Raw genomic sequence first — 11,488 nt, 5'->3', positions numbered from 1 at the left:
TTCCACAATTGTGCTTCCACCGGCGGCGGCCTGCCCGGTCGGGGTCAGTCGTCGTCGCCGTGCAGCCGTCGGCGTACCGACAGCAGCTCCACTTCGGGCCGCGCGGCGACGAGGCGCTCGCAGCGGTCCATGACATCGGTGAGATGCCCGGCGTCCCCGGACACCACCGCCAGGCCGATCAGAGCCCTGCGGTGCAGATCCTGGTCCCCGACCTCCGCGACGCTCACCGCGAACTTGCGGTGCAGCTCGGCGACGATCGGGCGGACGACGGAGCGCTTCTCCTTCAGCGACCGTACGTCGCCGAGAAGCAGGTCAAAGGACAGCGTCCCTACGTACATGCAAGACGGGTCAAGCCACCCGTGGGGCCTTAGGTGTACGAGTCCTTGGAACCGTACGAGTCCTTGGCACCGTACACGCAACGGCCGGGGCCGATCGACGGATTTTCCTCCGCCGACCGGCCCCAGCGTCCGTTCGTCGCCCGGTCCACCATCGCTGGTGGACCGTGCTCCGCGCGGGCAGTGATCCGCGTGATCAGCCGCGCGGCTTCTCGCGCATCTCGTACGTCGCGATGACGTCGTCGACCTTGATGTCGTTGTAGTTGCCGAGGTTGATACCGCCCTCGAAACCTTCGCGAATCTCGGTGACGTCGTCCTTGAAGCGACGCAGACCCTGGATGTTGAGGTCCTCCGCGACCACCTTGCCGTCGCGGATGAGGCGCGCCTTGGTGTTGCGCTTGACCTCGCCGGAGCGGATGAGCACACCCGCGATGTTGCCGAGCTTGGACGAGCGGAAGATCTCGCGGATCTCGGCCGTACCGAGCTCGACCTCCTCGTACTCCGGCTTGAGCATGCCCTTGAGGGCCGCCTCGATCTCCTCGATCGCCTGGTAGATGACCGAGTAGTACCGGACGTCGACGCCCTCGCGCTCGGCCATCTGCGTGGCACGGCCTTCGGCCCGCACGTTGAAGCCGATGACGATCGCGTCGGAGCCGGACGCCAGGTTGATGTCGGACTCCGTGACCGCACCGACGCCGCGGTGCAGCACCCGGATGTCGACCTCGTCGCCGACGTCGAGCTGGAGCAGCGAGGACTCCAGGGCCTCGACGGAACCAGAAGCGTCACCCTTGATGATGAGGTTGAGCTGCTGGACCTCGCCGGCCTTGAGCACCTTGTCGAGGTCCTCGAGGGACACCCGGCGGGTGCGCTTGGCGAAGGCGGCGTTGCGCTCGCGCGCCGCGCGCTTCTCGGCGATCTGACGGGCCGTACGGTCCTCGTCGACGACCAGGAAGTTGTCGCCGGCGCCCGGGACGTTGGTCAGACCCAGGACCAGGACGGGGGTCGACGGACCCGCTTCCTCGACGTTGTTGCCCTTGTCGTCGAGCATCGCCCGGACTCGGCCGTACGCGTCGCCGACGACCATCGTCTCGCCGACGCGCAGCGTGCCGCGCTGGACCAGGACGGTCGCGACGGCGCCGCGGCCACGGTCGAGGTGGGCCTCGATCGCGATGCCCTGCGCGTCCTGCTCCGCGTTGGCGCGCAGGTCGAGCGAGGCGTCCGCGGTCAGGACCACGGCCTCGAGCAGCTGGTCGATGTTCAGACCCTGGCGGGCGGAGATGTCGACGAACATCGTGTCGCCGCCGTACTCCTCGGCCACCAGACCGAACTCGGTGAGCTGGCCGCGCACCTTGGTCGGGTCGGCGCCCTCGACGTCGATCTTGTTGACCGCGACCACGATCGGCACGTCGGCCGCCTTGGCGTGGTTCAGCGCCTCGATCGTCTGCGGCATGACACCGTCGTTGGCCGCCACCACGAGGATCGCGATGTCGGTCGACTTGGCACCACGGGCACGCATGGCGGTGAACGCCTCGTGACCCGGGGTGTCGATGAAGGTGATCCGACGCTCTTCGTCGTTGACCTCGGTCGCGACCTGGTAGGCACCGATGTGCTGGGTGATGCCACCGGCCTCGCCCGCGACGACGTTCGTCTTGCGGATCGCGTCGAGCAGGCGGGTCTTACCGTGGTCGACGTGACCCATGACGGTCACGACCGGCGGACGGGAGACGAGCATCTCCTCGCCGCCCTCGTTCTCGCCGAACTCGATGTCGAAGGACTCGAGCAGCTCGCGGTCCTCCTCCTCCGGGCTGACGATCTCGACGACGTAGTTCATCTCTTCGGCGAGCAGCTGCAGCGTCTCGTCGGAGACCGACTGGGTCGCGGTGACCATCTCGCCCAGGTTCAGCATGACCTGGACCAGGGACGCCGGGTTGGCGTTGATCTTCTCCGCGAAGTCCGTCAGCGAGGCACCGCGCGACAGGCGAACCGTCGCACCGTTGCCGCGCGGCAGCATGATGCCGCCGACCGACGGGGCCTGCATGGCCTCGTACTCCTGACGACGCTGCCGCTTCGACTTACGGCCACGACGCGCCGGACCGCCGGGACGGCCGAACGCACCCTGCGTGCCACCACGGCCACCGGGACCGCCGGGACGACCACCGAAGCCGGGACGGCCGCCGAAGCCACCGCCGCCGCCACCGGGACCGCCGCCACCGGGACGACCGGCGAAGCCGCCGCCGCCACCCGGACGACCGCCGCCACCGCCACCGGGACGGCCGGCGAAGCCGCCGCCACCGGGACGACCGCCGCCCCCGGGACGACCGGCGCCCGCGGGACCGCGACCGCCGCCGCCACCGGGACCCGGACGCGGGCCGGCAGCCGGACGCTGCGGCATCATGCCCGGGTTCGGGCGGTTACCGCCGCCGCCGGGACGCGGGGCGCCGCCAGGAGCAGCACCCTGCGGACGGGGCATGCCACCGGGGGTCGGACGAGCGCCGCCCTGGCCCTGGGGACGGGGAGCACCCTGGCCGCCGCCCTGCGGGCGCGGGCCACCGGGGCCACCCTGGCCGCCGGGACGCGGGGCGCCACCGGGACGGGGGGCCTGCGGACGGGCCATGCCCGTGGAGCCACCAGAGGTGAAGGGGTTGTTGCCCGGCCGGGGGCCGGACGGACGGGCACCGCCGGGACGGCCGCCCTGGCGGTCGCCACCGGGACGCGGGGCGCCGCCACGGCCCTGACCACCCTGCGCGGGCGCCGGACGGGCCGGACGCGGGCCGGGGGTGGCACCGGGACGGGGAGCCGACGAGCCGGCGGCCGGAGCGGCCGGCGCGGACGGCGGAGCCTGGAACTCGGGCTGCGCGGGGGCGGCCGGAGCGGGCTTGGGCGCCGGCGCCTTGGGGGCCGGCGTGGGCCGCGGACCCGGGGTGGGGCCGGCGGCGGGAGTGCTCTTGGGTGCCACGGGGGTCACCGGCGCCTCGGGGGCGGCCGGAGCCGGAGCCGCGGGGCCCGGCTTGGGGGCGCCCGGCTTCGGGGCAGCGGGACGTTCCCCCGCTGCCTTGGCGGCAGGGGAGGTGCCCCCGGCCTGCGCCGGTGAGGGCGCCGACGGCTTCGCGGGGGCCGACTTGCGCGGCGCTGCGGGCTTACCGGCGGCGCGGCCATTGCCGCTGCCTGCCTGGAAAGCGTCGGTCAGCTTGCGAACAACCGGCGCCTCGATCGTCGAGGACGCCGAACGGACGAATTCACCAAGTTCTTGGAGCTTGGCCATGACGACCTTGCTCTCAACGCCGAACTCCTTGGCGAGTTCGTATACCCGGACCTTAGCCACTTCGCTCCTTCTAGGTCCGGGTTGTCCACCGGACCGTCGCTACTTCATGGGCGTACTCATCGCGTACTCATCGAGTGCTCATCGCAATCTCGACCTACTTCCGACTCGCGAGGTACCTGACCGCACGGTTTTCCGTGCGCTGTGCGTTCTTGCTGTGCTTTTACCGCTGTGCGCTATTGCCGTAACGGCTGCTCAGGGCGTCTCCCGTTCGACGGCCCGACGCAATTCCGTCGTGTCGAACGGCCCAGGGCCCCGAAAGGCCCGGGAAAACGCCCGGCGGCGAACCGCCAGATCGAGGCAGACCGGTGTCGGGTGCACATAAGCACCCCGGCCGGGCAGCGTACCGCGCCGATCAGGGGTGCACTCACCCTCGATCGCCACGATGCGCAGCAAATCGCCCTTGGCCGCTCGCTCCCGGCACCCCAGACAAGTGCGCTCAGGGCATGCGCGGGCATGCGTCCGGCCAGACACCGCTTAAGTCTACCTCCCCGCGCCGACCTCACCCCGATGGGGTAAGGACCGAACGTCTGCTCAATATTCCCGTCGGCCGCCGCGACACCCCTACGAGGGAGCCGCGGCGCCGACGCCTTGGTTCAGTCCTGCGGAGCCTGCTGCTCCGTGTCCGGCCGGATGTCGATCCGCCAGCCGGTCAGCCGGGCCGCGAGCCGGGCATTCTGCCCTTCCTTGCCGATGGCCAGCGACAGCTGGTAGTCGGGAACGGTCACCCGGGCGGACCGGGCCGCCAGGTCCACGACCTCGACCTTGCTGACCCGGGCCGGCGACAGCGCGTTCGCCACCAGATCGGCCGGATCGTCCGACCAGTCCACGATGTCGATCTTCTCGCCGTGCAGCTCCGCCATGACGGCACGCACCCGCCCGCCCATCGGCCCGATGCAGGCGCCCTTGGCGTTCAGGCCGGACCGCGTGGACCGCACCGCGATCTTGGTCCGGTGCCCGGCCTCCCGGGCGATGGCGGCGATCTCCACCGACCCGTCCGCGATCTCGGGAACCTCCATCGCGAACAGCTTCTTCACCAGATTGGGATGCGTACGCGACAGCGTCACGGACGGCCCGCGCACTCCCTTGACCACCCGCACGACATACGACCGCAGCCGCGTCCCGTGCGTGTAGTCCTCACCGGGCACCTGCTCCTGCACCGGCAGAATGGCCTCGAGGCGGCCGATGTCCACCAGGACGTTCTTGGGGTCCTTGCCCTGCTGGACGACGCCGGTGACGACATCGCCCTCGCGTCCGGCGTACTCGCCGAAGGTGATCTCCTCCTCGGCGTCCCGCAGCCGCTGCAGGATGACCTGCTTGGCGGTGGTCGCCGCGATCCGCCCGAACCCGGACGGGGTGTCGTCGAACTCGCGGGGCTCGGCGCCCTCCTCGAGATCGGCGGGGTCCTCCTTCGCCCACACCGTGACATGTCCGGTGGCGCGGTCCAGCTCCACCCGCGCCTGCCGGCGGCTGCCCTCGGTGCGGTGGTATGCGATGAGGAGGGCCGACTCGATCGCCTCGACCAGCAGGTCGAACGAGATCTCCTTCTCCCGCACCAGACCCCGCAGGGCGCTCATGTCGATGTCCACGGCTACGCCTCCTCCTTGTTCTCGTCGTTCTCGTCGTTCTCGTCGGTCTTCTTACGGCTGAACTCCAGCTCGACGCGCGCCTTGGCGATCTCGTCGAACTCGACCCGCCGAGCGGTCGGCTTCCGCCCCTTCACACCCGGCACCTCGAGATCCAGCCCCGCCTCGTCCACGAACATGATCCGCGCGATGAGCTCGCCGCCCTCGTGCAGCCGGGCCTTGATCAGACGGCCGGTGGCGCGGCGGTAGTGCCGCAGCTCGGTCAGCGGCCGGTCGGCGCCGGGAGAGGTCACCTCGAGGGTGTACGGGGCTCCGCCCATCACATCGGACTCGTCCAGCGCCTGGGAAACCTCGCGGCTCACGGCCGCGCAGTCGTCCAACTGGACGCCGTCGTCGGAATCGACCACGATCCTCAGCACACGCCGCTTGCCTGCGGGGGTCACCTCGATCTCTTCCAGATCCAGGTCTCGCGCGGCGACGAGCGGTTCAAGCAATCCGCGCAGCCTCTCGCTCTGGGTGGTGCTCATCCGGGTGACTCCTCGGCCGCGTGTGCTGTTGTGGGTAGGTCGCGTGTCGGGTCAAAGCCTATCGGTTCCGGCGGGGTACTGACGATTCGGTGGGCGGGCACGGATACTCTCGCCTGCGGTGATCACTACGGAAGACCCCGGGAAGTGGAACGTGCCGAACGTGGCGCTCACGCGCAGAAGGACCCTGCTGGCCGGCGCCGCCCTCGGGGGCGCCGCCCTGCTCACCGCCTGTTCCGAGGATCCCGGCCCCGAGCGGGCCGAACACTCCTCGGCCGCCGACCACCTGCGCCACCGCGCCGCCGACGACAGCGCCGCGCTGCTGGCCCGCTATGACGCAACCCTGGCCGCGCACCCCGCACTGGAACCGGCCCTGAGCCCGCTCCGCGCCGAAGTCGCCCGCCACGCCAAGGCGTTCGGCAGCGAGGACACCGCCCCCGGCACGGCCCCGCCCCGGGACGCGTCCCCGCACGCCCGCACCGGCGTGTCGGACCGCTCCCCCGCCCCCGCGGGACACGCCGGTCCCCCGGTCCCCCAGGACGAGAAATCGGCCCGCGCGGAATTGGCCGACGCGGAGCGCAAACTGGCCGACCGGCGCGCCAAGGCGCTGGCCACCGCCCCGCCGGAGCTGGCCCGCTTGCTCGCCTCGGTGGCCGCGGCGGGCGCGGCGCACGCCTATCTGCTGGCGCAGGTATGAGGACACGGCAGCCGGAAACGGGCATCGACCAGCGAAGGGGCTCGCACACCATGACGGAAAAGACCCGCGGCGAGGCCCGCGGCGAGACCGGCGGGAAGACGTCGGACGACCGGCAACTGGCGGCGGTACAGGCGGCGCTGGCCGCCGAGTACGCGGCCGTCTACGGCTACGGCGTGGTCGGCGGCCGTATCTCCCGCGCCCGGCGTGGCGAGGCCCAGGCGGCGTACGACGCGCACCGCGCGCGCCGGGACGCGCTGCGCCGCACCGTACGGGACCTGGGCGGCCGGCCTTTGGCCGCGGCGGCCGCCTACGAGCTGCCCTTCCCGGTCCCGGACGCGGCCGCCGCGGCCCGGCTGGCGGCGGAGCTGGAGGACCGGCTGGCGGCCGTCTACGCGGATCTCGTACGGGCCGCGGAGGGGTCCCGCCGGACGGACGCGGCGGCCGCGCTGCGCGAGGTGGCGGTGCGGGCGGTGCGCTGGCGCGGCAGCGGCGTAGCCTTCCCTGGTCTCGTGGAGCGGGCCGCGGCCGGCCCGCCGTCGAGTTCTGCGAGCGCGCCCTCCAACGCGCTGTGAACGACCGGCCCCACGGTCACCGCCCCAGGAAAGGGACAGCCCAGGCATGGCAACGGCCCCCATCGAACCGCCGCAGCGGTTGGTGAGTTCGCTGAGCGGCGATCCGGAGAGCCCGGTACGGCAGTGGCTCGACGCGCTCCCCACGCTGGTTCAGCAGCAGTTGGCGGCCTGGGATCTGACGCTGGAGCGGGTGGACGCCCCCGGTGGCCGCAGCAGTCTGCTGGCGCTGGTACGCCGAACGGACGGCACGCCCGCGGCCTTGAAGTTCCCGGCGCCGGGGGCGTCCGCCCACGAGGCCGCGGCGCTGGAGACATGGGACGGCTGGGGTGCCGTACGGCTGCTGCGCGCCGACCCCGACAGCGGCGCGCTGCTGCTGGAACGCCTGCGCAGCGCCGTGTCGCTGCGTTCCCTGCCCGAGGCCAAGGCGCTCCTGGAGGCGGCCGGAACGGTCCGCCGCCTGTGGGTGGTGCCGGAGACCGGCCATCCCTTCGAGACGCTGGCCGCGCGTACCGAGGACGAGGTGGCAGCGCTGCGGTGGGCCGGCCGGCTCACCCAGGCGGCCGGGCCGCTGGTGGACGAGGCGCTGGAGCTGCGCCGCACGCTTCCCGGCGGGTCCGAGGAGGGGTTTCTGCTGCACGGCGCGTTCCGGCAGGGCAAGGTGCTGGCCGGGGAGCGCGCGCCCTGGCTGACGGTCGGCCCCGAGCCCGTGGTGGGCGAGCGGGCGTACGACCTGGCGGGTCTGGTGCTGGACCGCTTCGATGACCTGCTGGCCGGCTCCGGTGCCGCCGCCGCGGCCCGCCGCCGGGTGGCGAAGCTGGCCGACTCCCTGGAGGTGGACCGGGACCGGCTGCGCGCCTGGTCGCTGTACCGCGCGGTGAGCTACGGCGTCCGGGAGTCGGCGGTGGGCGACCGCCAGCGCGGTGAACTGCTCCTGGAGTTCGCCGCCGCTCTCTAGGCGGCGCCGGCATGGTCCCGGCCGGACATCCGGCCCGCAAAAAAGGCGGGGAGCCCGGCGGAAACCAGCCGCCGGACTCCCCGTTGTCGCGTCGCCGTCAGGCGCTGAGCCGGGCCACGGCCTCCTCGACCGTCAGTTCCTCGCGCTCACCGGTCCGCCGGTCCTTGACCTCGACCACGCCCTCACCGGCGCGCCGCCCGGCGACGACGATGGTCGGCACGCCCAGCAGCTCCGCGTCCGTGAACTTCACACCGGGCGACACGCCGGGCCGGTCGTCGACCAGCACCCGCAGCCCGGCCGCGCCCAGCCGCTCGCCGATCTCCAGCGCGAGCTCGGTCTGCTTGGCCTTGCCGGCCGCGACCACGTGCACATCCGCCGGCGCCACCTCGCGCGGCCAGCACAGCCCCGACTCGTCGTGCGTCTGCTCGGCGAGCGCGGCCACCGCACGGGAAACGCCGATGCCGTACGAGCCCATGGTGACCCGGGCGGGCTTGCCGTTCTGGCCGAGGACGTCCAGCTCGAAGGCGTCGGCGTACTTGCGGCCGAGCTGGAAGATGTGGCCGATCTCGATGGCGCGGTCGATCTTGAGTCCGGTGCCGCACTTGGGGCAGGGGTCGCCCGGCTCGACGACGACCACGTCGAGGTAGTCGTCGACCTCGAAGTCGCGCCCGGCGACGACGTTCTTGGCGTGCATGCCCTGCTTGTTGGCGCCGGTGATCCAGGCCGTACCGGGGGCGACCCGCGGGTCGGCGATGTAGCGGAACGCCTTTCCGGCCAGGCCCTGCGGACCGACATAGCCGCGCACCAGGTCGGGGCGGTCGGTGAAGTCCTCGGCGGTGACCAGCTCGACGGTGGCCGGCGCGAGGTGCTCGCCGAGCTTGCCGAGGTCGACCTCGCGGTCACCGGGCACGCCGACCGCGACGATCTCGCCGTCGACCTTGACCAGGAGGTTCTTCAGCGTGGCGGAGGCCGGAACGTTCAGGTGCGCGGCGAGCAGCTCGATGGTGGGCGTCTCCGGGGTGTCCAGCTCCTCGACGGGGCCGTGGGCCGCGCCGTCGACGGGCTCGACCTTGACCGTGACGGCCTCGGTGTTGGCGGCGTAGTCGCACGCCGGGCAGTCGACGAAGGTGTCCTCACCGGCCGCGGCGGGGGCGAGGAACTCCTCGGAGGCGGAGCCGCCCATCGCGCCCGAGACGGCGGAGACGATGCGGTAGTCCAGGCCCAGCCGCGCGAAGATCTTCTCGTACGCCCCGCGGTGCGCCGCGTAGGCCTCTGCCAGACCCTCGTCGGTGGTGTCGAAGCTGTAGGAGTCCTTCATCTGGAACTCGCGGCCGCGCAGCACACCGGAGCGCGGGCGGGCCTCGTCGCGGTACTTGGTCTGGATCTGGTAGAGGATCACCGGCAGGTCCTTGTAGGACGTGCACTGGTCCTTGACCGTCAGGGTGAAGATCTCTTCGTGGGTGGGCCCGAGGAGGTAGTCCGCGCCCTTGCGGTCCTTGAGGCGGAAGAGGAGGTCGCCGTACTCCTCCCAGCGGCCGCTGGCCTCGTAGGGCTCCTTGGGCAGCAGGGCCGGCAGCAGGACTTCCTGGCCGCCGATGGCGTCCATCTCTTCGCGGACGATGCGGGAGACGTTCTCCAGGACCTTCTTGCCGAGCGGCAGCCACGTCCAGATGCCGGCGGAGGAGCGGCGGACGTACCCGGCGCGGACGAGCAGCTTGTGGCTGGCGGTCTCGGCGTCGGCCGGGTCCTCGCGCAGTGTCTTGATCATCAAGCGGGACATGCGCTGGACCTGTGCGGCGTTGGCCATGGGAGTTTCTCCTGCGTAAGAAAGGTGACTCCCAGGAGGTTAGCCGCACGGGTGTGGAGCACGGAAATGCGTTACCCGCCGGCGCCCGTGCGGCGCCGTATCAGCGGCAGCGGCGCACCCATCACCGCGTAGGGCGTGGGGGCGCTGGGGAACAGCACCCGCCGCGCGATGTCCTGGTAGCCCAGCGACCGGTACAGCCCCCGGGCGGGGCTCTCGATGTCGAGGGCGGAGAGGATGGAGCGGGGCTCCTGCGCCGTGTCCGTGATGCGGGTGATCAGCGCCCGGCCGATGCCGCGCCCCTGGTAGGCGGGGTGGACGTGCAGCTCGGTGATGACGAAGGAGTCGTCGAGCCAGTGGTCGAGCCGTGCGTTGCGCAGATACGGCTCGACGACGGTCGACCACCAGTGGGCGCGGTCGTTGGGCATTCCGTACACGAAGCCGATGAGCCGTCCTGCGGGGGTGGTGGCCCCCAGGGCACGCGCGCCGCGGCAGCCGAGGTGGCGCAGCACGATGTGCCGGCGCACCGCGATCTCGTCATCGCTCAGTCCGAACGCCAGCGCCTGCACCGCGAGCGCGTCATCCACGCGGGCGGCGAGATCGAGGGGGCCGACCGCGACATCATCCATGGTCGCGAGCGTACAAGGCGCTGCCCCCGCAGGGCACGACCTCGCGGAGCACGATCGCGAAGAGATCGCGCCGCTGCGGAGCGGCCGGAGGAACGGTTCAGCGACGGTTCAGAAGAGCACGCTCATGAACGCGCCGACCTCCTCGAACCCCACCCGGCGGTACGAGGCGCGCGCGGCGGTGTTGAAGTCGTTGACGTAGAGGCTGACGACCGGCGCCACATCGCTCAGCGCATACCGCAGGACGGCCGCCATCCCGGTCTCCGACAGGCCCTTGCCCCGGTAGGCGGGATCGACCCAGACGCCCTGGATCTGGCAGGCGCGCGGGGTGGCGGCGCCGATCTCGGCCTTGAAGATGACCTTGCCGTCCTCGACCCGGGCGAAGGAGCGGCCGGATCCCACCAGCTCGGCGACGCGCGCCTGGTAGAGCAGCCCGCCGTCGCCGGCCATCGGGGAGATGCCGACCTCTTCGGTGAACATGGCCACGCAGGCCGGCATGATCGTGTCCATTTCGTCCTTGCGGATCCGCCGGACGTAGGGATCGGGGGCGATCTCGGCGGACGGCGAGGACGTGACCATCAGCGGCTGGTGGGCCCGGACCTCCCGGGCCGGTCCCCAGTGCGGCTCCAGCAGCGACCACAGCTCGGTGGTGGGCCCCGCCGGCCCCACGATGGAGGAGCAGCGGCGTCCCTGCCGGCGCGCCCGCTCGGCGAAGCCGTGGACGGCCTCGGTGGTGGCGCAGACCGGGACGAGGTTGGCGCCGGCGTAGCAGAGGGATTCCAGCCGGCCGCCGACGTACCAGCCCCACATCTCGCCGCCGAGCCGCCAGGGGTCGAGTCCGGCGATCTGTACGCGGGCGGCGACGAACGCATTGGCGACCGGGTCGCGGTCCAGGACCGCGAGGGCGTCATCGAGCTCCCCGGGCTCGAGGACCTTGATGGTGGTGGTCGTCAGCACGTGTCGGAAAGCCTCACCGTTACGGGCCTGGGAGGGCAGGCGGGAGCAGGTCTTGGCACTTTACCTCCCCCCGCGCGGGAGCACCCGGCCCGCTGCGGAGGCGGTTGGCGGCA

At 72.0% G+C, this 11,488-nt stretch carries 11 protein-coding genes; 3 read left to right on the top strand and 8 right to left on the bottom strand.

The features are described from left to right. Positions 1 to 44 precede the first annotated feature (44 nt). The 5 genes from AC5677_RS28320 to rimP all read right to left on the bottom strand — a co-directional run bounded on the left by AC5677_RS28320 (position 45) and on the right by rimP (position 5,767). The gene (locus AC5677_RS28320) at positions 45 to 338 is read right to left on the bottom strand and encodes a DUF503 domain-containing protein (RefSeq protein WP_400070076.1); all 294 of its coding nucleotides are present in this window, start codon (positions 336 to 338) and stop codon (positions 45 to 47) included. A 193-nt stretch (positions 339 to 531) separates the two neighbouring features. Further along, positions 532 to 3,657 carry a translation initiation factor IF-2 gene (gene infB, locus AC5677_RS28315; protein ID WP_497190733.1) on the bottom strand — a complete coding sequence of 1,042 codons (3,126 nt, stop codon included), beginning with the start codon at positions 3,655 to 3,657 and terminating at the stop codon, positions 532 to 534. Positions 3,658 to 3,849: 192 nt separating this feature from the next. After that, positions 3,850 to 4,128 (bottom strand): YlxR family protein, encoded by a 279-nt coding sequence (locus AC5677_RS28310; protein ID WP_497190732.1) that lies wholly within the window; start codon positions 4,126 to 4,128, stop codon positions 3,850 to 3,852. Positions 4,129 to 4,250: 122 nt separating this feature from the next. Next, complete coding sequence (nusA, locus tag AC5677_RS28305) at positions 4,251 to 5,243, bottom strand: transcription termination factor NusA (protein ID WP_497190731.1); 993 nt, start codon at positions 5,241 to 5,243, stop codon at positions 4,251 to 4,253. Between the two features lie 2 nt (positions 5,244 to 5,245). Further along, positions 5,246 to 5,767, bottom strand: coding sequence for a ribosome maturation factor RimP (rimP, locus tag AC5677_RS28300; protein ID WP_497190730.1), 522 nt, complete (start codon positions 5,765 to 5,767; stop codon positions 5,246 to 5,248). Between the two features lie 118 nt (positions 5,768 to 5,885). On the opposite strand from rimP, the gene AC5677_RS28295 reads away from it, so the two are divergent. From AC5677_RS28295 to AC5677_RS28285, 3 genes are read left to right on the top strand one after another with little or no spacing between them, the layout of a single operon-like run. Further along, complete coding sequence (locus tag AC5677_RS28295; protein WP_497190729.1) at positions 5,886 to 6,461, top strand: hypothetical protein; 576 nt, start codon at positions 5,886 to 5,888, stop codon at positions 6,459 to 6,461. 50 nt (positions 6,462 to 6,511) lie between these two features. After that, positions 6,512 to 7,033, top strand: coding sequence for a ferritin-like domain-containing protein (locus AC5677_RS28290; protein WP_497190728.1), 522 nt, complete (start codon positions 6,512 to 6,514; stop codon positions 7,031 to 7,033). Between the two features lie 46 nt (positions 7,034 to 7,079). Next, complete coding sequence (locus AC5677_RS28285) at positions 7,080 to 7,988, top strand: aminoglycoside phosphotransferase family protein (protein ID WP_497190727.1); 909 nt, start codon at positions 7,080 to 7,082, stop codon at positions 7,986 to 7,988. Between the two features lie 97 nt (positions 7,989 to 8,085). Here AC5677_RS28285 and AC5677_RS28280 read toward each other — a convergent pair whose 3' ends face one another. From AC5677_RS28280 to AC5677_RS28270, 3 genes are all read right to left on the bottom strand, one after another. Further along, a complete protein-coding gene (locus AC5677_RS28280) occupies positions 8,086 to 9,795 on the bottom strand; it encodes a proline--tRNA ligase (protein WP_497190726.1) in 1,710 nt (569 codons plus the stop codon). Positions 9,796 to 9,866: 71 nt separating this feature from the next. Next, on the bottom strand, positions 9,867 to 10,421 hold the full coding sequence (locus tag AC5677_RS28275) for a GNAT family N-acetyltransferase (protein ID WP_497190725.1): 555 nt from the start codon (positions 10,419 to 10,421) through the stop codon (positions 9,867 to 9,869). Between the two features lie 108 nt (positions 10,422 to 10,529). Further along, positions 10,530 to 11,375, bottom strand: coding sequence for a GNAT family N-acetyltransferase (locus AC5677_RS28270; RefSeq protein WP_497190724.1), 846 nt, complete (start codon positions 11,373 to 11,375; stop codon positions 10,530 to 10,532). Positions 11,376 to 11,488 lie beyond the last annotated feature (113 nt).

The sequence above is a fragment of the Streptomyces sp. JLSY215 genome (genome assembly GCF_059682825.1).
This window is presented reverse-complemented; position numbering and strand designations above follow the sequence as displayed.